This is a genomic window from Enterococcus sp. AZ091, from assembly GCF_051714805.1.
Taxonomy (GTDB): domain Bacteria; phylum Bacillota; class Bacilli; order Lactobacillales; family Enterococcaceae; genus Enterococcus_D; species Enterococcus_D gallinarum.
In genome coordinates, this window is record NZ_JBIOSO010000001.1 from 89,426 (window position 1) to 115,970 (window position 26,545).

At 41.6% G+C, this 26,545-nt stretch carries 23 protein-coding genes and 1 other annotated feature; of the genes, 6 read left to right on the forward strand and 17 right to left on the reverse strand.

Annotated elements, in window-relative coordinates; all coding sequences use genetic code 11:
* Window positions 1–195: 195 nt before the first annotated feature.
* Genes dhaM through dhaL form a run of 3 tightly spaced genes read left to right on the forward strand, consistent with a single transcriptional unit; the run spans window position 196 to window position 2,194 of the window.
* Window positions 196–597 carry a dihydroxyacetone kinase phosphoryl donor subunit DhaM gene (gene dhaM / locus IGJ28_RS00435; RefSeq protein WP_003128685.1) on the forward strand — a complete coding sequence of 134 codons (402 nt, stop codon included), beginning with the start codon at window positions 196–198 and terminating at the stop codon, window positions 595–597.
* Window positions 597–1,580 carry a dihydroxyacetone kinase subunit DhaK gene (gene dhaK / locus IGJ28_RS00440; protein WP_060813028.1) on the forward strand — a complete coding sequence of 328 codons (984 nt, stop codon included), beginning with the start codon at window positions 597–599 and terminating at the stop codon, window positions 1,578–1,580. The genes dhaM and dhaK overlap by 1 nt, the downstream gene beginning before the upstream one ends.
* Before the next feature lie 14 nt (window positions 1,581–1,594).
* Complete coding sequence (dhaL, locus tag IGJ28_RS00445) at window positions 1,595–2,194, forward strand: dihydroxyacetone kinase subunit DhaL (protein ID WP_438845076.1); 600 nt, start codon at window positions 1,595–1,597, stop codon at window positions 2,192–2,194.
* A 129-nt stretch (window positions 2,195–2,323) separates the two neighbouring features.
* Here dhaL and IGJ28_RS00450 read toward each other — a convergent pair whose 3' ends face one another.
* From IGJ28_RS00450 to hisS, 4 genes are all read right to left on the reverse strand, one after another.
* Window positions 2,324–4,192 carry an acyltransferase family protein gene (locus IGJ28_RS00450; protein WP_438845077.1) on the reverse strand — a complete coding sequence of 623 codons (1,869 nt, stop codon included), beginning with the start codon at window positions 4,190–4,192 and terminating at the stop codon, window positions 2,324–2,326.
* A gap of 206 nt (window positions 4,193–4,398) precedes the next feature.
* Window positions 4,399–5,274, reverse strand: a complete 876-nt coding sequence (locus IGJ28_RS00455) for a YitT family protein (RefSeq protein ID WP_060813031.1) — start codon at window positions 5,272–5,274, stop codon at window positions 4,399–4,401.
* Between the two features lie 165 nt (window positions 5,275–5,439).
* Window positions 5,440–7,212: an aspartate--tRNA ligase gene (gene aspS, locus IGJ28_RS00460; protein ID WP_252712321.1), complete on the reverse strand. Its 1,773-nt coding sequence runs from the start codon at window positions 7,210–7,212 to the stop codon at window positions 5,440–5,442.
* Complete coding sequence (gene hisS / locus IGJ28_RS00465; RefSeq protein WP_003128675.1) at window positions 7,209–8,522, reverse strand: histidine--tRNA ligase; 1,314 nt, start codon at window positions 8,520–8,522, stop codon at window positions 7,209–7,211. The genes aspS and hisS overlap by 4 nt, the downstream gene beginning before the upstream one ends.
* Window positions 8,523–8,922: 400 nt before the next feature.
* Window positions 8,923–9,125 (reverse strand) — a binding site (T-box leader).
* A 132-nt stretch (window positions 9,126–9,257) separates the two neighbouring features.
* Here hisS and IGJ28_RS00470 point away from each other — a divergent pair.
* From IGJ28_RS00470 to IGJ28_RS00480, 3 genes are all read left to right on the forward strand, one after another.
* Window positions 9,258–10,202 carry an aldo/keto reductase gene (locus IGJ28_RS00470; RefSeq protein WP_252712322.1) on the forward strand — a complete coding sequence of 315 codons (945 nt, stop codon included), beginning with the start codon at window positions 9,258–9,260 and terminating at the stop codon, window positions 10,200–10,202.
* Window positions 10,203–10,284: 82 nt separating this feature from the next.
* The gene (locus tag IGJ28_RS00475; protein WP_003128673.1) at window positions 10,285–10,728 is read left to right on the forward strand and encodes an acyl-CoA thioesterase; all 444 of its coding nucleotides are present in this window, start codon (window positions 10,285–10,287) and stop codon (window positions 10,726–10,728) included.
* A 75-nt stretch (window positions 10,729–10,803) separates the two neighbouring features.
* The gene (locus tag IGJ28_RS00480; protein WP_005472698.1) at window positions 10,804–10,974 is read left to right on the forward strand and encodes a hypothetical protein; all 171 of its coding nucleotides are present in this window, start codon (window positions 10,804–10,806) and stop codon (window positions 10,972–10,974) included.
* An 81-nt stretch (window positions 10,975–11,055) separates the two neighbouring features.
* Here the strand turns inward: IGJ28_RS00480 and IGJ28_RS00485 are convergent, their stop codons facing one another.
* From IGJ28_RS00485 to IGJ28_RS00545, 13 genes are all read right to left on the reverse strand, one after another.
* Complete coding sequence (locus IGJ28_RS00485) at window positions 11,056–11,694, reverse strand: PepSY domain-containing protein (protein ID WP_252712323.1); 639 nt, start codon at window positions 11,692–11,694, stop codon at window positions 11,056–11,058.
* Window positions 11,695–11,801: 107 nt separating this feature from the next.
* Window positions 11,802–13,157: a sensor histidine kinase gene (locus IGJ28_RS00490; protein ID WP_003128670.1), complete on the reverse strand. Its 1,356-nt coding sequence runs from the start codon at window positions 13,155–13,157 to the stop codon at window positions 11,802–11,804.
* Window positions 13,147–13,854 (reverse strand): response regulator transcription factor, encoded by a 708-nt coding sequence (locus tag IGJ28_RS00495; RefSeq protein ID WP_252712324.1) that lies wholly within the window; start codon window positions 13,852–13,854, stop codon window positions 13,147–13,149. Before IGJ28_RS00495 ends, IGJ28_RS00490 begins: the two co-directional genes overlap by 11 nt.
* A 136-nt stretch (window positions 13,855–13,990) precedes the next feature.
* Window positions 13,991–15,418, reverse strand: coding sequence for an ABC transporter ATP-binding protein (locus IGJ28_RS00500; protein ID WP_438845078.1), 1,428 nt, complete (start codon window positions 15,416–15,418; stop codon window positions 13,991–13,993).
* Window positions 15,419–15,422: 4 nt separating this feature from the next.
* Window positions 15,423–16,121, reverse strand: coding sequence for an energy-coupling factor transporter transmembrane component T (locus tag IGJ28_RS00505; protein WP_167757181.1), 699 nt, complete (start codon window positions 16,119–16,121; stop codon window positions 15,423–15,425).
* Window positions 16,118–16,717, reverse strand: a complete 600-nt coding sequence (locus IGJ28_RS00510) for an MptD family putative ECF transporter S component (RefSeq protein WP_060813040.1) — start codon at window positions 16,715–16,717, stop codon at window positions 16,118–16,120. The genes IGJ28_RS00505 and IGJ28_RS00510 overlap by 4 nt, the downstream gene beginning before the upstream one ends.
* 329 nt (window positions 16,718–17,046) lie before the next feature.
* Complete coding sequence (locus IGJ28_RS00515; RefSeq protein ID WP_438845079.1) at window positions 17,047–18,555, reverse strand: helix-turn-helix domain-containing protein; 1,509 nt, start codon at window positions 18,553–18,555, stop codon at window positions 17,047–17,049.
* A 396-nt stretch (window positions 18,556–18,951) separates the two neighbouring features.
* Window positions 18,952–19,335: a DUF7006 family protein gene (locus IGJ28_RS00520; protein ID WP_252712326.1), complete on the reverse strand. Its 384-nt coding sequence runs from the start codon at window positions 19,333–19,335 to the stop codon at window positions 18,952–18,954.
* 251 nt (window positions 19,336–19,586) lie between these two features.
* Window positions 19,587–20,396, reverse strand: coding sequence for a hypothetical protein (locus IGJ28_RS00525; RefSeq protein ID WP_208774608.1), 810 nt, complete (start codon window positions 20,394–20,396; stop codon window positions 19,587–19,589).
* A gap of 8 nt (window positions 20,397–20,404) precedes the next feature.
* Window positions 20,405–21,706, reverse strand: coding sequence for a signal peptidase I (lepB, locus tag IGJ28_RS00530; protein WP_208774606.1), 1,302 nt, complete (start codon window positions 21,704–21,706; stop codon window positions 20,405–20,407).
* Window positions 21,690–23,855: a glucosaminidase domain-containing protein gene (locus IGJ28_RS00535; RefSeq protein WP_252712327.1), complete on the reverse strand. Its 2,166-nt coding sequence runs from the start codon at window positions 23,853–23,855 to the stop codon at window positions 21,690–21,692. Before IGJ28_RS00535 ends, lepB begins: the two co-directional genes overlap by 17 nt.
* A 90-nt stretch (window positions 23,856–23,945) precedes the next feature.
* Window positions 23,946–25,700 (reverse strand): sortase family protein, encoded by a 1,755-nt coding sequence (locus tag IGJ28_RS00540; RefSeq protein ID WP_252712328.1) that lies wholly within the window; start codon window positions 25,698–25,700, stop codon window positions 23,946–23,948.
* A 171-nt stretch (window positions 25,701–25,871) separates the two neighbouring features.
* On the reverse strand, window positions 25,872–26,543 hold the full coding sequence (locus IGJ28_RS00545) for a pilin N-terminal domain-containing protein (RefSeq protein WP_219645453.1): 672 nt from the start codon (window positions 26,541–26,543) through the stop codon (window positions 25,872–25,874).
* Window positions 26,544–26,545: the final 2 nt, after the last annotated feature.

Genomic DNA, 26,545 nt, shown 5'->3' on the forward strand with positions numbered 1-26,545 from the left:
ACTATGATAAATTCTCCTAATTAAGGATATTTATTTGTAGTTGCTCGTTTTTTTTATCTGTTCTTCAATTATTTTCTATTTATATAGTGGAGCAATCGTCATCCATGCAAGTTTTGCGAAATTTGTTATACTTTTAGTGAAGGCGGTTTCGTCTACTGCCGCTGAATCTATTTAAGAAAGCGTTGGTGAATCGAAATGAAGAAAAGTATTTTACTTGTTTCTCACAGTCAACAACTGACAGACGGACTGAAAGCCATGATCGAAGACATGTCGGACAGCGAAACAGTCACTCTTTTTTCATTGGGTGGAACAGCTGAAGGCGAATTAGGGTCTGATCCGACAAAAATCGTTGAAGCGGTCAATCAGTCTCCGGATGCCGAACAGATTCTCGTTTTTGCTGATTTGGGTAGTGCCGTACTAAACGCAGAGCTAGCCTATGATATGTTGGAACCGGAACAGCAAACCCGCTATCACTTGATTGATGCACCGCTTGTAGAAGGTGCTTTTGCCGCAGCAATCACCGCTGGATTCAGTGATGACCTATCCCAGATCACAGCAGAAGCCCAAAAAGCAGCTGAGAAAGGATGGAATCAATAATGAAAAAAATAATCAATGATCCTTCAGCGATCGTCGAAGAAATGCTAGCTGGTCTGGTTGCCAGCTATCCGCAACTGGTTCATCAAGTCGAAGACTCCCGAGTCGTAGCAAAAAACGCCACCCACGAACAAGTTGGCTTAGTCTCAGGCGGAGGCAGCGGACACGAACCGGCACACGCTGGGTTTGTTGGTGATGGTATGTTGAGTGCCGCCGTCTTGGGAGACGTCTTCACTTCTCCAACACCAGATCAGATCCTGACTGGGATCAAAGAAGCCGATCAAGGGCAAGGCGTGCTTTTGATCGTTAAAAACTATACGGGAGATATCCTAAACTTTGAAATGGCCAAAGATATGGCTGAGATGGAAGACATCACTGCTGAAATCGTCGTCGTAGATGATGATATTGCCGTCGAGAACAGTACCTATACTGCTGGAAAACGAGGCGTGGCTGGAACCATTCTCGTTCATAAGATTTTGGGTGCTGCTGCTCGTCAAGGACGTTCATTAACTGAATTAAAAGAATTAGGTGAAGCATTAGTTCCGACCATCAAAACCATTGGTGTTGCCTTAAAAGCAGCAACCGTTCCAGAAGTGGGTAAACCTGGTTTTGAATTAGCAGATGATGAAATCGAGTATGGCGTGGGAATCCATGGAGAACCTGGTTATCGCCGGGAAAAATTGAAACCATCGAAAGAGCTAGCCAAGGAATTGGTGGACAAAATTTTAGCTGATTATGAACAAACACCGAAAAAAGTTGGTGTCTTGATCAACGGCATGGGCGGTACACCGCTGATGGAACAATTCGTCTTTGCCAACGATGTACAGAAATTGCTCGCAGACAAAGACATTTCTGTCACATTCCATAAAGTCGGCAACTATATGACCTCTATCGATATGCAAGGTCTATCATTGACCATGATCGATTTCAGTAACAACGATGCGACGGATGCGCTCAACGAACCTGTTGAAACGATTGCTTGGTAAAGGAGGAATTTTCAATGCAAATGACAACAGAGATGACCCAACAATGGTTAAATGCATTTACAAAAGCCATTGAGGAAAATAAAGGCTATTTAAGTGATCTAGATACCCCTATTGGTGACGGCGATCACGGCAACAATATGGCTCGCGGCGTCGCAGCCTATCAAGAAGCATTCGCAAAACAACAGCCTAAAACAATCACAGACACATTCAAAGTACTCTCGATGGCATTGATCTCTAAAGTTGGTGGTGCTTCAGGTCCACTTTATGGCTCAGCATTCATGAACATGACCAAAGCTACAAAAGAACTAGAAACAATTGATTCGTATAAACAATTAGGAAGCATCATCGAAGAAGGGCTTAATGGGATCAAAGCTCGAGGCAAAGCAGAATTCGAAGACAAAACGATGGTCGATGTCTGGCAACCTGTTGCCGCAGCGTTAAAAAACGGCAGTCTGACTAAAGAACAAATCGAGGAAGCCAAAGAACATACAAAAGACCTAGTCGCCAAAAAAGGCCGTGCTTCTTATTTAGGCGAGCGGGCAATCGGACATATCGATCCAGGTGCCGCTTCCAGTGCATTGTTGTTTGAAACGCTTGTTGCAACGATTGGATAAAGATCCTCATTCCACTTAGGAAAGGCGATACAAAAAACCGAGAGATCTCTTGCGATTCTTGAAGATAAACAAGAATCTGTGCTTGAGACCTCTCGGTTAGTTTATTTTTCTAAGAAATAGTCAACGCCATTATTGCAAAATAGCTTGAGAAACTAGTGTACAATATTGCAACATACCATCAGGATTTGGATGAACTCGATCTTCATAGAACCACTCTTCATGTTCATTACTTAAATCATACCAATCGATCAATGTCATATTGTCGTATTTAGCAGTCATTTTCTCCAGCATGCTGTTGACCTCATTTTGCCATCTTTGCGTAGGTACCCGCACATTGATCCAATAGACTTTGCGATCGCCAATTTCTTTCATCAAATTATCGAATTGGGTTTCTGTAAAGGACCCATTCGTTCCTAGACCGATCAATACCGTATCTCGTAACAAATCTTTTTCTTTCAACGCTTTGATCAGTTCCGGACTCTCATACAATTGTCGTCCCACATCCCCATCAACGACAGCTTTGGGAAAAATTTCTTGCAAGTCGGCAGTGGCATCCAGCATAACAGAATCACCAAAAGCGGTAATTTCCAGCTCTTCGGCCTTCTTCACCTGGGCTTCTGTCAACCCATATTTTTCCATTACTGATTGTTCGGCTTCCGTTGCCTTTGAAGAATTTTCTCCTGTACTTTCTGTATCCGAGCCATTCGCATTTTTTTGTGTCTGTTCTGCCGCTTTTTTATTGGCAGCAATATTTTCTTTTAACTGCTGCTGTTGCGCATCTACATAATTCACCGGAGCGGTAGCTATTCCATAAAGAGCAACTAAGGAAACAAGCAGTCCTGGAAGCAGCCAAGGTTTTTGTCGACTAATCACCGGCTTACTGAACCAATTGCGCACCGTGCGGAAAGTATCTTTGTAGTGGAATTTCCGCAACGGATTTTCGATAAACCGATAGGACAATTCACTGATCAAGAGAATCAATACAATCTCAATCAATGTATGCAGGAGAACATTCTCGCCGACATTCCCAATCTTTGCTTCATAAAAAATCATCACAGGGAACTGATACAAATAAATCCCATAACTCCGCTTGCCGATGTAACTGAATAACGGATTTGTCAGCCAACGGTTCAGACTAGCTCCAGGATGGGCAGTGACCGCCACCAAGATCGTACAAAGCAAGCTGACTATCAGCATTCCTCCGTAATAAACAAAGGAAAGATGATCATCTAGCACAAAAAATGTTATCACTAAACCAATAAAAGAAAGACCACCAGCTAGGTTCAATACCCGCTTCGCTTTCTTCGGAATTTCTTTTTTTAAATGGGTGCTGGGCCAAATGAAAGCCAGCGCACTTCCCATCCAAATCGAAAACAAACGCGTGTCGGTACCATAATAAACTCGAGTAGGGTCTGCCCCTGGTGAATACCAGATCGCTAATAAAAGAGCCGAAAGTAACGAGCAGCCGATCACGATTTTAAAAATCGTCCCACGATTTTTGACTAACTTCATCAATAAAATAAAGAGTAACGGCCAAATCAAATAATTCTGCCCTTCAACAGCCAAAGACCATAGATGCGTAAAGGGAGATTCATTGCCGAATCGGTCAAAATAAGAAAGACCGTGATTGATCTGCCACCAGTTGTTGACATACAAGAGACTGCTGACGACGACTCCCCGCAGATTATTCAGTAAATTCCGCTGGAACAATGTAATGTAGGCAGCAGACAGAAGCAGCATCACCACCATGCCAGGATACAGTCGTTTCATCCGGCGGACATAAAAATCTTTGACAGCAATACGACCGTTCTGGTCCCACTCCTGTCGAAGCAAATCGGTGATCAAATAACCAGAAACTACAAAAAAAACAGGAACTCCTAAATACCCGCCTCGCATTTGAGTAGGTAATAAATGATATAAGATAACGCCGATCACGGCTAATGTACGGATACCGTCGAAACCAGTGATATAGCGGCTTGTTTTTAACCGTTTGTTCATTCTCCAACCACTTTTCTTTTTTTTGATCAACTGTTTTTCGTAAGAAACAGTCAATGTGGAACCATTAAAAAATAATGACCCATTTCTTCATAATTTACCAGATAAAGCAACAAGAAAGCTAGCAAGAATACTCTATTTTCTAAAAAAATTAATTTTTACAAAAAGAAAAAAGCATCTCATCACGAAACGCTTTGATCCAAGCTCTCCTATAATTCTTCTTCATAAAAACGACCCAATATTTGTACATTTTCAGCAATACTGACAAATGCCTTGGGATCTGCTTCTTTCATGGCAGAACGTAACATCGGCAACTCGAAGCGTGTAACGACAGTCAATAATACTGTCTGTTTATCATGCTTGTAGGCTCCTTCTGCTTCATTGATGATCGTAATTCCTCGGCGCAGACTTTTCTGGATCGTATGGATGACTTCTTCAGGACTTCTCGTAATAATCGTTACCTGCATTTTCTTTTGCTTGGTAAAAACAGCATCGGTCACTTTACCACTGACAAAAATCGCAATGGCACTATATAGCGCATACTGCCAGCCGAACAGGATACCCGCAGCAAACATGATGGCAATATTGAAAAAAATCGAGATGGACCCGATGGTTTTCCCCGTACGTTTCCGGATCGCGATACTTACAAAATCGAGGCCGCCAGAGGAAAGTCCGCTTTTTAGCGCATAACCAATACCGGCTCCGTTGATGGCTCCCCCAAAAATCCCGCAAATCATCGGATCTGTCGTCAGTGTTTCTTCTGGAAGAATCTGTACGAACAAAGATGTTAGGACTACAGTAATTCCTGTGAAAATCGTAAATTTATGACCAATCTTGAACCAGCCGAGAAAGAAAAGCGGAATATTCAGCAACAATAGGGCGACTGAGACGGGGATATAGAATCCAAGCCAATCCGTGGAAACGGTGGTCAAAATTTGAGCTATCCCTGTGATCCCGCTAGAATAGATTTTGCCGGGTTGATAAAAAAAATTGACTGCGATCGCCGATAAAATGGCGTAGACGATCGAAAACGATAATTTGTTGGCATAATCAGGGTGTGGCAGCCATTTAAAGAGGGTATTCATTTCATTCAAGAGCCTCGCTTTGTTGATTTGCTCTTATTATACTTCAGATAGTAAAAAAAGAAACGAACAATGAAAGAAATAGACAAATTCTCATGGAATTTTCTTAATCGTCTATTTTCATTCATCATTCGCTCGTTTGTTCTTTACTTGTTCATTTCTTTTTACTTAGTCTTCTTCAACTGTCGTGACATCAATATTCAATTCGAACAATTGCAGCGGCGCCACTTTACTTGGCGCTTGTGACATTGGATCGGCGGCTTTCCCGTTTTTAGGGAATGCGATCACTTCACGGATGTTTTCTTCACCAGCCAGCAACATCACTAAACGATCCAAGCCTAGTGCGATTCCGCCATGTGGTGGGAACCCATAGTCTAATGCCGTCAGCAAGAAACCAAATTGTTCTTCCATTTCACGGCGAGAAAAACCAAGGGTTTCAAACATTTGTTCTTGAACATCCCGCTGATGGATCCGGAGAGACCCACCGCCAAGCTCGTAACCGTTCAAGACGATATCATAAGCTTCCGCATACACTTTTGCAGGATCAGTTGCCAACAATGGTACATCTTTTTCTTTAGGCATCGTAAATGGATGGTGAGCAGAGACATAGCGGCCAGCTTCTGCATCGTATTCAAATTGTGGCCAATCTGTTACCCATAAGAAATTGAACTTGCTTTCATCGATCAAGCCTAATTCTTTTCCTAACTTGCTGCGGATTGCTCCTAAAGCCGCCGAAACGATCTCAAACTTATCCGCACCAAACATTAGGATATCGCCCACTTCTGCATTCGTAGCAGCAATGATCGATGCTGCAGCGTCAGTCAAGAATTTTGCGATTGGTCCTTTTAAGCCATCTTCTTCTACTTTGACCCATGCTAACCCTTTCGCACCAAACTGTCCTGCGTAATGTCCCAAATTATCCATATCTTTTCGGGAATATTTATCCGCAGCACCTTTCGCATTCAATGCTTTCACCACACCGCCATTTTCAAGCGCCATTTGGAAAACTTTGAAATCAACATCTTTAACGGTTTCGGACAAATCAATCAATTCCATGTCAAACCGAGTATCTGGCTTGTCGCTGCCATAACGTGCCATGGCATCATCGTAAGTCATTCGCGGAAACGGCGTAGTTACTTCTAGCCCTTTGACTTCACGCATGACATTGACTAACAGTTCCTCCGTGTAAGCTTGAATCTCTTCCGCCGTCAAAAAGGTTGTTTCAATATCGACTTGGGTAAATTCAGGCTGACGGTCTCCCCGCAAGTCTTCATCCCGGAAGCAACGGACGATTTGATAGTAACGATCGAATCCAGCACCCATCAATAATTGTTTGAAAATTTGTGGCGATTGTGGCAATGCATAAAAATGACCAGGGTAAACCCGGGAAGGAACGAGATAATCTCTGGCGCCTTCTGGTGTTGATTTCGCTAAATAAGGGGTTTCGATATCTAGAAAGTCATTGGTATCCAAGAAATGACGAATCACTTGTGTCGCTTTTGCCCGCATCATGATATTCTTAGTCATTTTGGGACGGCGTAAATCCAAATAACGATATTTCAACCGCGTTTCGTCTCCTACGATTTGATCATCTTCGATCGAAAATGCAGGTGTTTTGGCTGTATTCAAAATAGTGATCTCGCTGACCATCACTTCATAGTGCCCGGTTTTCATCTTAGGATTGATTGCTTCCGGTGCCCGATTGATGACTTGACCTGTCACTTCTAGCACATACTCGCTGCGGCAAGTATCTGCAATCGCCCATGCTTCTTTGGATACTTCCGGATTAAAGACAACTTGCACGATTCCTTCTCTGTCCCGCAAATCAATGAAAATCACTCCGCCTAAGTCACGACGTTTTTGGACCCAGCCTTTTAAAGTAACGGTTTGATCTAAATGGGCTTCTGAGACGCGCCCACAATATACTGTACGTTTGCTCATTCTTCTTCTCCTTGCTTGATTAAGATTGTAGTCATTTCATCATAGATTTCATCAAAATGATCATACAGATCGGCTAACTTAAATTGTTTCTCGATCCGGCTTGCCATCGATTTGATGTTGATCACTTGTTCAGCTAATTCATTTTCACCTAGGGTCAGCACCAAACGCGCCCCTTGCTTATCTGCCGATTTGAACTGCGCTTTTGCTTTCCGATTCATAAAATCACGATCTGCCGAAAAGCCAAAATTACGGATCGCCTGAACGACTTTCAATGCTTCCAAATTGGTTGCTTCTCCTAGACCAACAACATAAGCATCTAATTCGTTCAATGCTGGAATAACGACTTCTTCTGCTTCCATTGTGATCAATAGACGTTCTAAGCCCATCGCAAAACCGAAACCTGGCGTTTGTGGGCCGCCTAATTCTTCGACCAGATGGTCATAGCGTCCACCCGCACAGATCGTAGCTTGCGCCCCCATTTTTGGCGCTTCACTCATAATCTCAAAAATAGTATGGGTATAATAATCCAGTCCCCGGACCATATTTGAATCAATCTCATAAGGAATGTCCAAAGCATCCAACATCGTGATGACTGTTTCAAAATGGGCTTTAGCTTCCGGACTTAAATAGTCCAAGATCGAAGGAGCATCCGCAACGAACTGTTGATCTCGTTTGTCTTTACTATCTAAAACCCGCAGTGGATTCTCATGCAGACGACGTTTTGAATCTTCACTTAATTCTGCTTCATGAGGCGATAAATAATCAATCAGTGCTTGACGATAGTTCTTACGCGTTTCTTTATCCCCTAAAGAGTTAATCACTAATCGAAGTTGACTTAGCCCTAATTGTTTAAAGAAATCCATCGCCATCGCCATCGTTTCAACATCTGTCGCAGGATTTGCGGAACCAAATGCTTCTACACCGATTTGATGGAATTGACGTAAGCGACCTTTTTGCGGCCGTTCATAGCGGAACATCGGTCCAATATAAAAGACTTTGTAAGGCTTGTTGTATTCAGGTCCGAAAAGTTTATTTTCAACATAAGAACGAGCAATCGGCGCTGTGCCTTCCGGACGCAATGTCACATGGCGCTCTCCTTTGTCATAGAAATCGTACATTTCTTTTGAAACGATGTCGGTTGTATCACCAACGCTTCTAGCAATCACTTCAAAATGTTCAAAAATCGGTGTGCGGATTTCATTGTACTGATAATCACGAAAAACCAAACGGGCTGTTTCTTCAACAAACTGCCATTTTTCGGATTCTCCTGGTAAAATATCATTGGTGCCTTTTGGACGTTGATAACTCATCTGTTTTCATCCTCCTATTGTGGGTATCTTCGATCAATCAAAAACGATCGTATGTATTCATTACAACTGTACTGATTTGATCCATTGTGGGAAACGATTTTCTGTTCATCATCTGCTCGTCTACTCTGCGTTACCCTACAGTCGCTTCTAAGCTGTCGCTAAGAAGGACTTGCATGGTCTTCGACCAGTCGCAGTGATTCGAAAAGCGGTGACTACTCTCCCTTCGGTCGCCTACTACTGTTCATCATCTGCTCTGCCCTGCTTCGCAGGTCAATCGCAATGATTCGAAAAGCGGTGACTACTCTCCCTCCGGTCGCCTACTACTGTTCATCATCTGCTCTGCCCTGCTTCGCAGGTCAGTCGCAGTGATTCACAGCAAAAAACTCGCCCTTGTTTTCTACACAAGGGCGAGTTATTACACGCGGTACCACCTAAAATTCGAGAACTTTCATTCTCCTTTCGATTAACGCTCGTTCACGGAACAGCTTTTCTTCTGTTCATCTCCAGATTGTCTTTCCGGCATTTGTCCTAAACTGCTTGCAGCCATGGCAGTTTTCTCTTTGAAGGTCCAAAATGACGTACTCGATCTTTCACAGATTTTTGATATTATCTATAAACTACAAGAATCCTTTGGAAATGTCAAGCTGTTTCATAGGCTTTTTCAATACTTATGAATATCGTTTTTCAAGTTTTTCCTTTACACTAAAAGAAGAGATTAGAAGGAGGAATTGCTTTATGACAGATGTTCAAATCGGCAAATCACAAGTCTATGTACGCTCCCTTGGCCTAGGTGCAAATGCCATCGGCGGCCACAATTTATTTCCAAATTTAGATGAAGAAGAAGGCAAGGAAATTGTGCGGACGGCGCTGCGCAATGGGATCAATTTGATTGATACTGCCTATATTTACGGTGAAGGTCGATCAGAAGAACTGATCGGTGATGTCTTACAAGAAGAAGCGTTCGATCGCAATCAAGTCATCATTGCCACTAAAGCAGCTCATCGACCAGAAGAACCAAACAAAAAAGATAATTCGCCGGAATTCCTGACCCAAGCCGTTGAAGAAGCTTTAACACGCTTAAAAACCAACTATCTGGACATATTTTATATTCATTTTCCAGATGAAACCACCCCTAAAGAAGAAGCGATACGCGCATTGCATCAACTGAAAGAAGCTGGCAAAATCCGTGCGATCGGTGTCTCCAACTTCACACTTGAACAATTAAAAGAAGCCAATGCCGAAGGATACGTCGATGTTGTGGAAGATGAGTACAGTTTGATCCATCGCCAAGCTGAATCAGAACTTTTCCCTTATTTAGCTGAACATTCAATCAGTTTTGTTCCGTACTTTCCACTAGCATCCGGGTTGTTGACTGGAAAGTACACACAAGAAACGACCTTTTCAAACGACGATATCCGTAGTAAAAAGCCGGACTTTCAAGGTGATCGCTTTAAAAAAATCGTGTCGGCTGTCGACCAATTGCGACCAATCGCTGCCTCTTATGATGCAACGATCCCCCAACTTGTGTTGGCTTGGTACATGAAAAATCCTGCAGTTGCAGCAGTTATTCCAGGTGCAAAACAAGCCAATCAAGTTGCTGACAACGCGCAGGCATTGGATATCCATTTATCCGCAACCGATTATCAAGCGATTGATCACCTGTTTGCTGAATTTAAATAGTCCCGAAACAAGAGAAGGCACTTTGCATTTCTCTTGTTTTGTATTATGCTGATGAAAACAGTTATGAAAAGGAGCAACCCTGATGTCCTTATATTCCGGCTATATCCGCCAACCTCATTACTATGAAACTGATCAGATGGCAATCATTCACCATGCAAATTACATCCGTTGGTTCGAAGAAGCACGAGTAGATATGCTCGCCTTTTTACAATTGCCATACCATAAAATCGAAGAAGCGGGTTTGATTGTTCCCGTTCTTGAAGTCAATGCACAATACAAGGAAATGATCCGTTATGAGGATCAAGTACGCATCGATGTGCTCGTCGATCATTACACCGGTACTCGACTTGATTTTCGTTATGAGATTTATAGAACTGACAACAATCAGTTAGTCACAACTGGCGCTTCCAAACATTGTTTTTTGAGTAAAGAGACCTATCGCCTAGTCCATTTGAAGCGCAGCTTTCCTGAGATCCATCAAGTATTTTCAGATTATGCGACATTATCGGCTGCCTCGAAAAATTAATCTCGAGACAGATTAATTGCATTTAGAGCACTTTTTTGTATAATCAAAGGTAATTTTTATGGGAGGATGATGACAATGTATGTTGTTAAAGTCTTGCATGGTTACATTGGCAAAGATGGTCGTCGCACTCGTGAAAAAATACCGGACAAGTTGTGGATTTTTGAAGATCGGAAGCAGTCGGAAGCCTTTGCAGCAAAAATAGGCGGACGAGTCAAACCGCTCACAGAAGTAAAGCCAAATCAATAAAAAGCAAGACAGCGAAAGAACGCTTACTGGCGTAAGTTTCATTATTCGCTGCCTTGCTTTTTTTATTGCTTATCGCTTTTGCTAGTCGTCTTGTTCAGTTTCTAAAATTTCTCCTGTTTGCGCATTGATTTTAACATTTGTTTTTTTGTTGCCGTCTTCAACTTTGACTTCCCAATAAGTCACATTCATTTCTTTATCAAGATCCCAATCTGTTGCTTGTCCACCGCCAGCTTCTTTCACAGCACTATCGGAAATCTCTTTCAATGAAAGCAAGTTGGTCAGATCCAATTGATCGGCTTCTTTTTTGACGCCGTTTTGTTCGTCCGCATCTAGTTTTTCGGTTCTTTCTTCAGAAGTTTCTTTTGTTTCTGCATCGATCTTTAGTTCAAATTCATTCGTGTCGTCTACGCCTTCAACTTGATAGAAGTACTTACCAAAAGAAGTATCCAAGTCAAGCGATGTGATTGCTGCATCTGGATATTTGTTTTGGAACACTTGGACGGCTTCTTCTACTGTCACTGTGGGCAAACCGCCATTTGCGATGGCTGCACTGCTTGAAGATCTGTCCACAGCTTGCGAAGAAGTTGTTTCACTTGATGATGCGACTGCTGAGCTTGAACTGCTGTTTTGTGCAGGTTCAGAATTTCCAGTGTTATTTTGTGTACATCCTGCCAATAATCCTAGGGCAGCGATTCCGAACAAAATTGTTGTTTTTTTCATGTTTCATTCCTCCAATTAATTGTCTATTCCTTTTTTCTATATATTTAGAATAACAAGTCCTTCAGAAAAAAGAATCAAAAATGCTTGAAGAAAATCTAAAAAAATCTTCATCTTTCTCTTTCACTTGGGAAATCAATTTTAAAGACACTACCTTGCGGCTGATTATCCGTGACGGTAATTTCAGCATGATACTTGTTGGCCAGCTGCTTTACCAGTGATAATCCGATTCCTGAACCGGAAATTTGACTGGAACGAGAATCTTCCACTCGATAGAAACGCTCAAAAATCAACGCTTTCTTATCATTGGGGATCCCAATACCAAAGTCGGCAACGGTTAGAGACAAGTGCGTTTGATCTTGTGTCAGTCTCACATGAATGGGCTGATCTGCTGGTGAATACTTCGCTGCATTTTCTAAAAGATTTTGGATGATCTGTTGGAAGTCACGTTTGTGCCCTTGCTTCCTACACTGGTTTTCCACAAAATATTCAATCGATTGCGGAACGATCGTTGCTTGTTTTTCACATTCTTCTCGCACGATCTGCGAGACATCAACGAGGCTTATTTCTTGGGTTTGGTTTTTTTCCAAATCCAGCAGTTGATTACTCAATGTTTCCAAACGCTTCGATTCTTTATCGATAAAGGCCAGTGAAGAAGGAATGACTTCTGGGTGTTTGGTTCCACGCCGCTGGATCAATTGGACATGTCCGCGAATCGCGGCTAAAGGTGTCCGCAGCTCATGAGAAGCATCGGCAACAAACCGTTTTTCTCGCGCGATCGTCTCACGCTGTTCTTTCAGTAGTTTATTGAAAGCCAACGCCACAGAACGAATCTCGATTGGTTCTTCAACAATCGTCAATTCGCCTTTTTGGCTTTGTTCGATTTCAGCAATTTCTTGCGCCATCCCTGTTAATTTCCGGCTCCATTTCCCAACGCTCCAATAAATCAATATACTGCCAACGACTACAGCGATCAGGTTCAAGAAACTGCTGATCATAAAGAGACCATAGGCTAATTCCACACTGTCCTCACCATTGATGGCGATCTTCACCTGATCCCTATCGATTTCTTGGGTTTTCGTATAATAGATACCATCATCTGTAAAGACGATGCCCTCCAAAAATGGGATGATCCGTCCTTGATTGATCTCGGCAAAAATCTCTGCTGCATCTTCCGATAAAATGACACTGCCATCAGCTAAGATCACTTGCAAGGCATCTTCTTCATCTGCCGAAACATAGGCATTGACTAGATCATTCCAGTCATCCCCTGAAGCCTCCCCGTTTTCGATAGCCTCAAGAATATTGCTCGCACGATTTTCGATATGTTCAAACAAATACCCTACGGATAACAAGATAAACAATACATTGAAGAGAATCAACAGACCAAATAGAATCAAAGAAAAGCGGCTCGTTAATTGAAACTGGGCAGTTTTTCTGCGTGGGTTGGCGAACTTATTCTTCATGGGCGGTCCTCAACACATAGCCTAATCCCCGAACAGTTGCGATCATTTTCCCTTTACCGCAGACATCCAGCTTGTTGCGAAGGGTGCGAATATAAACATCTACCACATTTGTTTGACCATCGTATTCATACCCCCAAATCTCATTCAATAGCTCATCTCTGGTTTTGACTACTTCTGGTTCTTTCATCAACTCATATAAGATTCCAAACTCTTTAGGAGTCAATTCAATGGTCTCTCCGGCAACCTGGACCAAGTGTTTGGCGATGTCCATCATCAACTCGCCTGCCACCAACTGATTTTGTTGGTTCTTTTGCTGTTGGGCTTCCCGCTGCAACCGTCGCTCAATCACGCGAATCCGGGCAAACAGTTCTTCGATTTCAAAGGGCTTCGTTAAATAATCATCTAGGCCAACGTCAAGACCAGTCACGATATCGGCAGTTTGATTTCTGGCTGTCATCATCAAAATCGGAATATCGCTTTCTTTGCGAATTCGCCGCGCCACCGTGATGCCATCATAGATTGGCAGCATCCAATCCAACAAAATCAGATCAAACAGATCAGTTTGCTGATTGAACAAGGTCAATGCCTCTTGGCCATCTTTGGCCCATACCGTGTCGTACCCCTCAAAAGTCAACTCAGTCTGGATAAAACTGGCTAAACTTTCTTCGTCTTCCACTATCAAGATTCTCAAGGCCATCTGCTCTCCTCCTATTTTTGCTTCTATCATAACGGATTTTGTAAAAACTTCCTAACGGATTGAAAGAAAAAAATCATGAAGATTTTTTCATGTTCAGACAAAAACGGAGTGAACCAATGCTCACTCCGCTTTTCTTTTATCCCCCATTTGTCGCTAACTGATAGGTATCAACTAACTTTCCCTGTTCGAGTTGGATCACGTAAGGGCAGGTTTCATCCAAAAACTCTTTATCATGACTGATCACGGCTAACAGATCGACTTCTTTGGCAACTTCCTGCAGCAGATTTCCGACCTCTTCCATTTGTTTCAGGTCTAATCCGCTAGTCGGTTCATCGAAAAACAACAAGCGTTTACCTGAAAGCAATGCACTGCCGATCGCGACTCGCTGCTTTTCGCCACCGGACAAAGATTGTGGATGTCTGCGCAGTAAATGCTCTAGTTCCAACAAAGTCACGACTTGTTCAAAACGTTCCGGTCTGGCAGCTTTTGCCAACAATTCTTTTTCGACAGATTCAAAAAAAAGCTGCAGGTTCACATCTTGCATAACCAGAAAACTTTCTCGCAATAACTGCTTTTGATTGATTGGTTGACCATGCAGCCAAAATTGAGCTGCTGAACATTTTTTTAAGCCAGCGAACACTTGAAACAATGTCGACTTGCCAGCACCGTTCGGGCCAATCAAACCCACGACTTGTCGCGTAGGCACAACAAGTTTCGCAATATCAAGAGCTGGTTGCTGTTGGCGTCGATAAGTGACTTGGAGATTCGTCGCAATCAGATCAGCTGAGAAACTCGCTCCCTCTGTTTCGTTGATTGCCAACTCGAACTGCGGCTCGTTGATCCGCCTTAATCCGAGATTGTGAATCTGTTGCGGGGTATGAGAAAGCAATGCTTCACTGGTATACTCTGTGACCAAGCGCCCTTCTGCTAGTAATAAGTAACGATCCGCAATCCCCGTCAAGTAGGACAATCGGTGCTCTGCAATGACGATCGTCTTCCCTTGCTCTTTCAAAAGACGGATCGCTGCGGCAATTTTTTGTAGTGCTTCTTCATCAAGATTACTGGAAGGTTCATCGAACAAAAAGAGATCATGAGAAAGCATCGTTGCACAAGCGATTGCTACTCGCTGCTTCTCGCCACCAGATAGTTCGAAAACACTTGCATCCAACAATTCTGACAAAGAAAATTGTTCTGCCACTTCTTTGATCCGTTTTCGTATTTCTACTGGCTCTACCCCTGCATTTTCCATTGTAAACGCCAGTTCAGAATAAACATCTGTTGTAAAAAATTGTGTTTTGGGATTTTGAAAAACAACACCGATTTTTCTGGCGTAGGCGGGAAAGTCTTCCGTCGGCAAAGAATCCCCTGCCACTTGAACAACCCCCGTCATTTCTGCTGGATATAGTTCAGGAATCAAACCATTGAGAACATTCAACAAGGTTGACTTACCGCTACCGCTTTGGCCGCATAACACGACGACTTCACCAGCAAAAATCTGACAAGAGACATCTTTCAATACCTGCTGAGTGCTCCGTTTAAGAGATAGTTTTTCGATGGTGATCATTCCTTCACATCCTTACAAACAAAAAAATAAGTAGTAACACAGTACCAAACACTACATAATCAGCAAGTTTCAACCGCAGTGTATAAACCGAGGTATGAGGATTTTTAGCCGACAGGCCTCTTACTAACGCGGTCGCTGACAATTCTGTGGCAGTATTTTCTGCAGACATCAATAAAGGAATCAAAAAATACTCCACCGTCTGTAGAGGATGTCTTACATAGGACCAGCCGTTCAAAGCAATTCCGCGAAAGCGCATCGCTTGGCGAATACTTTTGACATCTTGCAACAATGTTGGAAAAAATCGAAACAGTACGGCCAGCGGTACCAGCAAAAACGAGGGAATGCGGATTTTTTGCAAAGCAGCTAACCATTCACTGATTTTCGTCCCACTCATCGCAAATACGGCTGCCATGATCGTCGGTAACAATCGGCGATACCCTACGGAAAAGAAATCCAGCAGGGTGGTTACTATTGAATTGTTTTGCCCTGCAAAAAAACCTTCTACCAAAGACAATAATAGAAACAGCCCGAAAAACAACAATCCCTTTCGCCAGAAACCGCTAAGTAGAAACAAGATAAACAAAAAGCTGATCACAATCAACTCTTTTGTCCACGTCAATGAAATCATCAATGTGACACTTGCAAAGAATGTCACAAATAATTTGCATCTGGGGTCAAGTGAGAGCCTAGTCACATCGATCACCCGTTTGTTTGATGCAACGTTGGTTGGAAATGTTTTTGATATAGTCGAGCACCGAGGCCTATCCCGACAATCGAAGCAACCAGTACAGCGAGCCCGCAAATCACCAGCATCGCTGTGGAAGTATGAGCAAAGACCCCTGCAATATAGCTTTGGTCTTTTCCACGAGCAACTAGCGAATCAATATACGCATTTTTCATGAACCACAATGGTAAGATGGGACCCATTAAACCAAAGCTAAATACGGTATAACTAATAGTTGTCTTGAGACTTCCTTTCCACTTGCTTTTATACTGAATCGTATCTGCCAGTACTGCACATAAAATATTCGGCATAAAGGCTAACGGAAAGTGACCTGAAATCAAAAAAAAGAGACCTACCACACTGCCCATGATGGTGATCGCGCCAAACTTTGGTACTTTATTCAACATCAATAGATAAATGACCCCAGAAAAAAGTGCTGTAACGGCTGGAATGAATAAATTATGAAATCCTGGAATAACAAACCGTAAAATCAGCAGACAAAAACTCATCAATAAAAAATAAATAGCTGTATATATCCCGACAGCAATCAGGTCTTGAACTTTTAAATTTTTCATTTCTTATGCTCCTTCTTTCAAGCACCGGTTCTTGGTGCGATTACAAGCATCTAGTATAGCACATTCCCGCGCGAAACAATGGAAATGATGCTTATCTAGTCTAAGGTTGAAAATAAAAAAGAAAGATCCACTTTTGTTGATAGCGCGAGCCACTCAGTAAGCCTGTAACCGATATTTTAGACTCTGTCCACGATTCCGGCTCGGATGACTTGATCGTTCTATCTTTGCTGCAGTTTCTCAAAAATGAATCTTTCCTTGTACTATAATTTGATCACCTTGTTTTCTGCTAGCTAACGCTATTCTACGAATTTTTGTAGTGCAGCAATAAGCTAGTTCTCTTCTAATAAACGATAATACTTTTCATCTCTGATCTTATCGATAAATGTGATCACGCGAATCCAATCCGGCAAGTACTGTTTTTCTCCCCACTGAAAAAGATACGGGATCTCTTTTACAAAATACTTGGACAGATCAATAGCGTAATCAGAAATGATCACATCCGGATTTTCTCTGATGCCTACGATATTGATTGGTCGTGGACTCATCCGTACCAACTTTTGTTTTTGGATTTCTTCTTCTATCCCACGGCTTTTTGACTCAACAGCCACTCTGACAGGTGCATCGTAATCGGAGAGAATGTAATACAGAATCTGAGAAGCATAGTATTTGAAGGAATTAGAATTTAACGTTTCGTACCAGACTTTATTTTCTGACTCTAAGTCGCAAGAAATTTTTTCCAATACCGTAAACCAATAATGATACTGTCTTTCGATTTCTGACAACGTAATGTAATCTCCAAACGAATCGATTTTATTTCCCAAACCAAACGTTAATAAGAAAGAAAAAATATAAGTAGCATTGATAAAAAGCAGCTTACGTTCATTCTGGCCAAAGGAAAAGTGGATTTGTTGTTCGATCAATGAAATCCAATCTTTAATCAATTTCCGATAATCATTCATATACATCGGTGATTGTAGGCGTAGCCGCTGCAATGATTCTTGCGAATAGCTTTGGCCAACTGTGAACATGTAATAGAGGTAGATCAGTTCTTCATCTGGCAAGTCTTTTGGAAAGATCAAATTCATTTCAAAAAAAGGAAGTAGAATCTCATTGTCAAAGGTCCCCTTGTCCATAAAGGGATTATAAAATTTTCTGACACTTTCCGGTATTTCTTGTATCTCATAGCCTTGCTTGATTCTAGTCACACAAACAGCTAAAAGATTAATAAAACGTTCTTTCGCTGCATGTCTCAGAAATGGGAAATAGTTGGTTAACTTTTGATAGACTTCAGTGACGCTTTTTTCAACAATCGGGGGGCGGTTGCTTTCGATCTCATCATACACATGCCAGTAAAAACTATGGAAGAAATAGCGAATTCGATATTCTTCACCCACAAGATATTCACTCTTTTTTAGATTAAGTTCCAACTTATACTGATCTAGAATCGGGGCAAAAGTACCAATCTGACGTTGCACGGTACGACCACTGACATACTGACTCTGACTAAAGGCTTCTAGTGACTTGAATTTTTGATAAAAAATCGCATCCCAAATAGTATAAAGTAACGTAGCTTTGGTTAAGTTGACCCGAATTTTATTTAGCAGAAACCTTTCCGAAAAAACTACTTGGATTTCTTTGTTGTCCCGCTTGATCATAAATTCCGGATATTCCCTTTGAATATCTTCCACCTGTTCCAAAACATTATTCAAGACAGGGTAAGAAATATTCAATTCATCAACCAACTCTTTATATGTGTAAGTGTCCTGATACGAACGATAATAGAATACGAAAAAATTTTGCACTAACCGATCCTGTCCTCTAAAAAAAGAATCTAGCACAATAAAGCCTCCTTATTATTGATAAGTTAAACAATATATCATCTTGTTTTATGCAATACAATTTATATGCTTTGCTTTTTAAAATAAAAAAACAGCAAAAACTTTTCTTGTTGGGGGACAAAAGTTTTGTACTGCTTTTTTGAAGTTCACTAAAACCGCTCATACACCATAATATAAAGGCTGCAAAAAATTCTAAGTCTGCTGATTTCTCACAAGACAAACGAATTTTTTGACCTGTTGTTAAGTTGAATGACGACTTCCTACCTGTTTCGATGCTTCCATCCAAACAGAGCTTACTATATTGTGATCTTTTCTTAATCGGCCGAATAATCGTTACGGTCACTTCACGTGTTCAAGCGATGCTTCTCAAGCAGCTGACTTCCTTTGCACTTCTTATCAATCAATAGAGAAATGCAATGAATGAGGCGTCTCATCTAAAAGTGTCATCCCACATTTTTCTTTGAAATAGCTTCGACAATCCTCTTTAGCTGTAATGACGACTTCTTCTTCCGTAAAGACAGTCTTTCCTTTCTTGGCTGTCACTTCGCTCAATTCTAGCAAAATCCATATTTGAGATTCCAGGCTATTGATGGTCGCCCAGCGCTGAAAAAAATTTTCTTTGTTGATACCGTCAATTTCTTCTTCTAGTTCTCTGCAGATTTCCAAGATACGTTCTTTGACGATCGGCAAACTAGTGGAAAATATTGGCTCATTGACTTTATTGACGAAATACGCAAGGTAATCCTCCATCGTATTAATCTTAAATGTTTGACGCAGCATTTCATTTCCTCCATTAATTTGAGGGGAGACGTTCCCTATTTGCCTGTTCCCGAAACAAAGTCATGGTTGACTCTATTTCTCGTCCCCTGTTATATTTTGTTGCTCTTGCTGTATGTTATCGTTTCCGGTGATTGATCGTGTCTTGTTTCCTAAAACTTTATACAAAAGACAGTCTTTGCTTCGACTTTCCTCTGTTTTTCCTATAGTGGATCTTCTGATCGATCCTGATAAGATTTAGCCTCAAAGCCCTTCTAACGTCCGATTTCTTGCTGTAGCTGTCTTACTTTGTTTTGCAGCTCCATGTACAAAGAGGTAACAGTATCCTTCGATTCCTCTACTTCAATTGAGATCTTGTGTGCTTTATTGCTGATACTTTCCAATTCAAGATTAGCTGTCCGGATCAAATGATCAGCTTCCATTTGTGCTTCTTCTAGAATGCGGCTTGCTTGTTTTTTGGCCGTCAGCAACACTTCCCCGATTTCTTGTTGTGCGTACTGCACATCTTTTTTCAATTGCTCATTTTGCTCCGTGAGCTCTGTAATCTTTTCTAGTGGTTGTTTCAACAATGTATCATTCTTTTTCACTTGCTGTTCGTAGGCATTCTCTACTTCTTGCAGTTTAAGGATAATTGCTTCTTTTTCTTCTCGTAGTGTTTGTTTCTCTTTCTCTGATCGTTGGACCGCTAGCATCAACTCGGTGACTTGCCTTTCTAGTTTTTGATTCGTGCTAAGCAATGAATCAACTTGGCCCAAATTATCCTTTGTACTTATATCTGTAGCTTCCACGCTTTCTTTCAAGCCCTCCTCTTTTACTTCTTTCATTTCCTCCGTTCTTTTTTCTCCTTCTAGCGTCTGTTTGTCAACTTCTTCCATCATTTCTTTTACAGGTTCCGTACTTTGCGATTCGTTGGGTTTCTCAGGATTCTTGTTAGCTTCTAAAACAAAAGAATCTTTTTCCTTAGCTTTGACCGATTCATCTCCATAGATCATCTCATCTGGTACACTATTGATTTCATCAATTAGCTTCTTTTTGAAAAACCATCCATCTTTATTTTTAGCCATAATTCTCCTTATCCTTTCTCTTTACTCGTTTCTAAGAGAGAAAAATCCTCTTGGTCTTTTTCTCTCAAAAAGGTCCCTTCATAAATCGTCTCCTGCTTCTGATTGACTGTCATAACGATTTCAATGGTTATTTGTGTCAGTTTAGGAATATCCTTCGCTTCTGCTATAAATACTTCTACGTTTTCTTTGATTTTTTCTTTGTTTTCTTCATTTTCTGTATCGCCTAATAATGAAAGTGTCAACGTTTGTGAGGGAACATCCACAGAAATCATTGCTTGTACTAAGCCGAAGTACGGAGCTAATTTTTGTGTCAACGCTGTTTCAATCTTCGGTTGTGCTTCTTTTTGTTTTTCTTTGTCCACTAACTTTGTCCAGTCTGTTTCTTTCAGTCCGATCCCCTCATCAGGATAAGAACGAACCGTTACTTTTGAGAGTAATTCATTTTGCTGACTCTTGAGTTTTTGTACTTCTTTTTCGACTTGAGCTGCTTGGTGCTGAGCAAGGTCTAACTGATTGCCCGTTTGAAATACGGAAACCATCATCAAGCACAACGCAAGTCCCAGCAATCCGCTAATAATCAAAAGAAAGAAGGTATTTTTTCGCGTCTCTTCCTGTTTCAAGATGCTTAGTTTCCGACGAAAATCAGCGGGATATTGTTCAAGATTCTTCACTTGTTCAAGACGATAATGCGCAATCAATCGAATCATCAAAATGACAAAACTGATGACAACTAGCGCAACTGCCAGAACATTCAGCACAAACATAGGACGACCTCCTTTTATACTTTGTGGAAGGATCCCTTTTAGAACTCCTTCTACTTGCGTTTTTTTTATCAATCCAAAATTTCTGCTATCATTCGACACGTCCATATGATCCCCTAATGTAAAATAATAGCCTGCTGGAATTTCATTTTTCTCTTTTAATTGCTCTGCCACTTGATCACTTAATTTCACCTGCACGGTTGAATCAAATTTGGACTTCGTCTCCAAACTAAGAATCAATATGTTTCCCCGGATGGTCATTTTATCACCCGGGACACCGATGATGCGCTTGATAAACATGCCCTCTTCCTCGGTGGCTGAGAAAGCAATGGTGGCATACCGTTGGAATTTCTGATTTCTTTCGATCAATACGTATTGCCCATCTTGAATCGTCGGCTCCATCGAGCTGCCAGAGACCGGATGGATCGTATAGCGGGTATGTAAGACGAAAAAGAGGCTAAAAACAACTCCGAATGCAAGTATGAAACCTATCGTTCTTTTTCGTCTAGACGCTTGATCGACTGAAGGATGATTATTTTGGCTCCACATAAGTCACTAGCTCCGAACGAGCCAAGCTATTCGTGATGACTCGATAGGAGATGATTGTTCCGCCAAGTACGTTTCCTTCAGAAATCAATATTCCATCGCTGGTCACTGCTTCTACAAATGCCACATGACCATACACTGGACTGGAACCTGCTGTTCCAGGACTAAAAGAAATCAACCACCCCGCCTGAGGTTCTTGGCTTGTTCGATAGCCTAATCGTTTGGCGGTATCTCCCCATTCTCCGCCATTTCCCATGAAATCATCCACGTGTTTCCCTAGTTGTGCAACACGGTTGTAGGCATACCACGTACATTGCCCAATTGGATAAGAACCGGATGAATTATAGTTTTTGCCATCATAATCTGGGAAAGTCATTGCTTTTTGATACTGTTCAGGGATATCTTCTTTTCCTTGTAACACTGCACTCGTTGAACCAGGTCTTTCTTTTGATTCTGGAACATCATATTGCGTTAAATGATAAGCAGCAATCAATGAGCTGATCTTCCGATTATAGGTCGTGTCTGTGGCATAGGTGCCAGTCAAGGAATCAGCAGCTCGCAAATAGTTTTTGGCTTGTGAGCGCCACACAGATTGATAATAGGTCTTATTGCCTTGAATCCCGCCTCTGATTAGCGAGATGTAGTCGCCAAGGGATTCTGTATAACTCGGGTATTTGCGAAAAGCCGCTTGAATCGTGTAAAGCTCACCATTTCCACGGTCCTCTTGCGTGGCAAAGCTGACGGATGCCCCTTGATAACTCCCCTTCACACCAAACAAATTATAATTTGGTGCGGTAGACAGCAGACTTGTACCCGAGCCGCTTTCTAAAATTGCTTGAGCGATCATGACCGAGGCAAAAACGTCATACTCTAACCCTAGCTTTTGAGCAGATTGAGCGATCGATTGGATAAAGGTTTGTGTTTGCGTATTTTGAGAAAAGTCCATTGAAGCAGGATAAGAGGCTTCAACTTTTTGTCCATACTCTGTCAACTTACAGTCCTTTAATCGTTGGACTTTCACTGTTTTTGCGAATGTGTCATCTTCTTGGAAACGTTCGATGGTGCTAACCTTATGTTTAGCTAGTTCAGGCTTTTCTTCGATTTGCTTGGCTGTCGGCTCAGCTACTTTTAAGTAGTAATCTGCGCCTAGATACAGCCCAAGTAATTGATCGTTCTTGTAAAGCAGGTCCCCTGCTTGCTTTTCATCAATTTGCACCAGCTGTTTTTGAATTTTCTTCAATGGTTTACCAAATAGATTGTCCACTAATGTATTGATCAAGTCCTCTGTTGTTTGTAAGGCTGTTTGTGACTCTTCTTTTCTTTCGACATCAAGTTTGTATTGTCCAATCGATTTGATCCCTTCATAGACCAAAATTCCTTTGGTTTTATCTTCAAAGCTGTTCAATAAGGGCAACTCGAACCCTTTCAAATCAGATTCTGCCACTTCACTTACCTTAAAAGATTGATCCAAAGATGCCCCGTTGACACTTGATAAAATCTCAGAAACCTGTGATTCCAGCAATCGATTATTGGTTATTACTGGTTGATTCACAGAGGAAGCAATCTTCGTTGAGTCGGTTGATGAGACTGGTTTGGTCGAATTTTTTGTTTCATTCGTATTAGTAACCGGCTGCGGCTTAGAATCCGTTGGCTCTTCTTTGCTTGTACTTGTTGACTGTTTCTCCTGACTAGAATTAGAAGTTGAGGTCGTTGATTGAGTTGTTGATTCTGTCCCCACTGGTTTTGAAGTACTTGGCTTTGAAGAACTTGACTCTGAAGTATCCATTGCTGTATCCGCCGTACTTTCACTACTGACACTACTTGATTCTGTTGATTGACTATCAGAAATCGTTTCAGAATCAGAAGTATCTGGTTGTGTCATCTCCGAACTGGAAGCAGTTGTATTTGTTGATTCTACAGTATTTTCCATTGTATTCTCTATCTCTTCACTAGGAACTGTACTTGGTGCTGTAACGGGTTCTTCTATATTTTCTGTCGCAGAGGGCACTGTCTCATCACTGGTCGGAACAGTGCTTGGTACTGTTGATTCGATCGCTGATTGATCTTCCGCATGTAATGGTTGGCCTAAGGCATTCTGAGTAAGCAGTAGTCCCAGCACAACTACGCAAACACCTAGCATACTTTTTTTCATGATCACACCTTCTTCTTTCTATTCACTGTATCGATTTTCTGACATTCAATCAGCTGCCAAAGTTTCGCGTTTGCTCATTGGAAGCAAGAATCAGCGAAGCAAACTAAAGAATAAGATTGGCAGCATAAAGAATAAAAACATGGGTAAAATTGTCTGTAATGGTTCTCTAACGAAGCGTGCCGCAACAACCATCGCAAAGCTTTGAACTTGAGAGACTGGATTCTTCTCTACGATCGTTCCATCTGATTTTGCGGTCGTCTGTCTTAATCCTAATGAGACCATCTCTTGTTGATCCATTCCTTGAATCGGTTCGACCGCTTGCAGTTCCCCTTGTACGACTCGGCGGTATTGGGTACCGATATTGCCCTCGCATCGTAACAAAGTAATCTTTGGAGCAGCACCCGGTTTATTTTTGGCAATATACGAGACTTCGGTTTCCTCCACTACTTTATTTAAAGAAACTGTGTAGACGTACACATCTTTAAAATCAGTAGTATAGATTTTATCGCCATTCTTCAAAAACTTGATTCGATGGAGCAAGACATCTTGCTCGTAAATATTGTGAGCAAGCAACACATAGTTGTCTTTCCCTAGTTGCTGTTCTTGCCGAAAGGTCGCTGCTCCGGTCAATAAATTTTGATTCTCCAATCCTGCTAGAATCGGTAAATTGATCGATTGATCAGGTATTACCAATTTGCCGATCCCCCAATTATTGGTAGAAAGTTGGAGGGAACTTTTTGCTAAAGCATAATCAGCAACATTTACACTAGCAATTTGACGTTCTTCATAATTTGCCCGCTGGATTTTGTTCAAATTATAATCACTTAACGTTTGTTCACTACCAATGTCTGTTGCTGAGACTTGTGTATCTTGCTGCATCTGCATGTAGCCATAAAACGCAATTCCTAAAATCGTCAGCATCGTGACGAAAATAAGGGCAAAGTACGCTTTAGTCACAAACAACAAACGTTTCAAATTCTTTCGTCCTCGTTGCGAACGTTGCGGATCATCCGAACGAAAATATCTTAACCAATAGCGGTAATTCAACATCAAAATCAAGAATAAGATCAAATTGATGCCTATCGTTCCTAAAACGATGTTTTGATAACTCCACAAGTTCCGTTTCGTTACTGCTTTCTCTACTGCATAAGAATAGGGAACTCTTTTTCCCGTCACCAGCAGGCGATAGGTATTGATTCCTGGAGGTGTACAGGTCAGCAGGGTTACTTCATCTTTTCCGGCATTGATCTTTACTTTATCTACTTCACTAGGCAAAATCTCTTCAAAAGAAGTGATTTGATACGCCAAACGTTCTCCTAAAATATTGATAAAGAACAAATCACCTTCCACAAGATTCCGAATATCTGTAAAAAGAACCTGATTCTTGACTCCACTATGTCCTGTAATAACTGAACGTGTATTCTCGCCACCGATAGGAATCGAAGTTGGTTCGAAATGCCCTAGTCCTTTATCCAATGTTTGATAGGAAGTTCCATGGTAGAATGGCATCTTCTTGATATCGATTGCTGGAATGTCAATCGTTCCCATCACACCGGAGCGATTCTTTAAAACACTTTTGTAAACGATTGGTTCTGGATTCTTCCCTTGCTGCTTTTCATAAATGTATTGGTTGTATTTCTGAGCCAATTGGTATTGCTCTTTTTTTTCTTTTTCACTTGTTTCTTCCATTGTCTGATCGTAAGCCAACTCTGCTTGGCTACGTTCGCGATTCGATAAATAATTGCCTACGATTGGATAAAGGAGCACAAGGAAACCAGCTGTGATCATCGTTATGGCAAAAAGCATTAAGAAAGAGTATTTTCTTCGTGATTGACGTTTCCTCATGTGATCCTCCTTTATTTTTTTGCGACCGATTCTTCTCTCTTCGGTCAAAACGTATGTACGGGAATAAAATAATTGCTATGATTTTAAAACAAATGTGACAGCCATTTGCCTGTTCGTCCTTTTCTATAAAATGGGGGCAGTTTTTTTAGGACTACCCCACACAACAATCCACTAAAACTTATGATGCTTGGTTTTCAGAACTTTGATGCCGATCCCACCCATCACAAGGATGAAAACTAGGATAAAATACAGAGGCTGTGCATTGCCGATACTGCCGCTAGTTTGAGGCAAGCGCTGATTGTCTCCGCCGTCGGGACTAGGTGGTGTCGTTCCTGGAGAGTCGACCACACTAGACTTTGGATATAAGAAGACTTCATTTAGCGCTGCTCCCTCCCGCTGCGGCAAAGGCAATTCCACGATGACCGGCTCCATCACTGACTGCAACAAATTATTGTCTTTTTCCACCACTTGATAGGTTCCGCTGGCTAAACCAGCAACACGGGCTAATCCGTTTTGATCGGTAGTGACAGTGATCGAAAATGCATCCACTCCAACGATAGGCTCAAACGTTGATTGACCTTGTACCGGAGTCACCCGGGTAATTTCATAGGAAATTCCGGCTAAAGGTGCGAGTGCATTTCCATTTCCATCTGTCACTTTATCTAGTTTTGTCCCATCCATAGGTAGATCTGTGGACAGAAGGGCTGAATCACTCAGCTTATATTTCTGTATCGAAATCGCATAAGACTCATTACTAGCTTCATCAGCCTGTACATGAAGCGGAGCTAACCCTAGTCCTATCAGAAATAGGAATGAGAGAAAGAAAACGATATTTTTTTTCATTT

What these genes read in the sequence shown, in the direction of transcription:
- IGJ28_RS00490 (WP_003128670.1), bottom strand. Translation starts at nt 13,157, where the DNA reads ATGAAGAATAAGTTCGCCAACCCACGCAGAAAAACTGCCCAGTTTCAA.
- IGJ28_RS00485 (WP_252712323.1), bottom strand. Translation starts at nt 11,694, where the DNA reads ATGAAAAAAACAACAATTTTGTTCGGAATCGCTGCCCTAGGATTATTG.
- IGJ28_RS00450 (WP_438845077.1), bottom strand. Translation starts at nt 4,192, where the DNA reads ATGAACAAACGGTTAAAAACAAGCCGCTATATCACTGGTTTCGACGGT.
- IGJ28_RS00480 (WP_005472698.1), top strand. Translation starts at nt 10,804, where the DNA reads ATGTATGTTGTTAAAGTCTTGCATGGTTACATTGGCAAAGATGGTCGT.
- IGJ28_RS00455 (WP_060813031.1), bottom strand. Translation starts at nt 5,274, where the DNA reads ATGAATACCCTCTTTAAATGGCTGCCACACCCTGATTATGCCAACAAA.
- IGJ28_RS00500 (WP_438845078.1), bottom strand. Translation starts at nt 15,418, where the DNA reads ATGATCACCATCGAAAAACTATCTCTTAAACGGAGCACTCAGCAGGTA.
- IGJ28_RS00540 (WP_252712328.1), bottom strand. Translation starts at nt 25,700, where the DNA reads ATGAGGAAACGTCAATCACGAAGAAAATACTCTTTCTTAATGCTTTTT.
- hisS (WP_003128675.1), bottom strand. Translation starts at nt 8,522, where the DNA reads ATGAGTTATCAACGTCCAAAAGGCACCAATGATATTTTACCAGGAGAA.
- IGJ28_RS00470 (WP_252712322.1), top strand. Translation starts at nt 9,258, where the DNA reads ATGACAGATGTTCAAATCGGCAAATCACAAGTCTATGTACGCTCCCTT.
- IGJ28_RS00535 (WP_252712327.1), bottom strand. Translation starts at nt 23,855, where the DNA reads ATGAAAAAAAGTATGCTAGGTGTTTGCGTAGTTGTGCTGGGACTACTG.
- dhaM (WP_003128685.1), top strand. Translation starts at nt 196, where the DNA reads ATGAAGAAAAGTATTTTACTTGTTTCTCACAGTCAACAACTGACAGAC.
- lepB (WP_208774606.1), bottom strand. Translation starts at nt 21,706, where the DNA reads ATGTGGAGCCAAAATAATCATCCTTCAGTCGATCAAGCGTCTAGACGA.
- dhaK (WP_060813028.1), top strand. Translation starts at nt 597, where the DNA reads ATGAAAAAAATAATCAATGATCCTTCAGCGATCGTCGAAGAAATGCTA.
- IGJ28_RS00525 (WP_208774608.1), bottom strand. Translation starts at nt 20,396, where the DNA reads ATGGCTAAAAATAAAGATGGATGGTTTTTCAAAAAGAAGCTAATTGAT.
- dhaL (WP_438845076.1), top strand. Translation starts at nt 1,595, where the DNA reads ATGCAAATGACAACAGAGATGACCCAACAATGGTTAAATGCATTTACA.
- IGJ28_RS00520 (WP_252712326.1), bottom strand. Translation starts at nt 19,335, where the DNA reads ATGCTGCGTCAAACATTTAAGATTAATACGATGGAGGATTACCTTGCG.
- IGJ28_RS00510 (WP_060813040.1), bottom strand. Translation starts at nt 16,717, where the DNA reads ATGAAAAATTTAAAAGTTCAAGACCTGATTGCTGTCGGGATATATACA.
- IGJ28_RS00475 (WP_003128673.1), top strand. Translation starts at nt 10,285, where the DNA reads ATGTCCTTATATTCCGGCTATATCCGCCAACCTCATTACTATGAAACT.
- aspS (WP_252712321.1), bottom strand. Translation starts at nt 7,212, where the DNA reads ATGAGCAAACGTACAGTATATTGTGGGCGCGTCTCAGAAGCCCATTTA.
- IGJ28_RS00495 (WP_252712324.1), bottom strand. Translation starts at nt 13,854, where the DNA reads ATGGCCTTGAGAATCTTGATAGTGGAAGACGAAGAAAGTTTAGCCAGT.
- IGJ28_RS00545 (WP_219645453.1), bottom strand. Translation starts at nt 26,543, where the DNA reads ATGAAAAAAAATATCGTTTTCTTTCTCTCATTCCTATTTCTGATAGGA.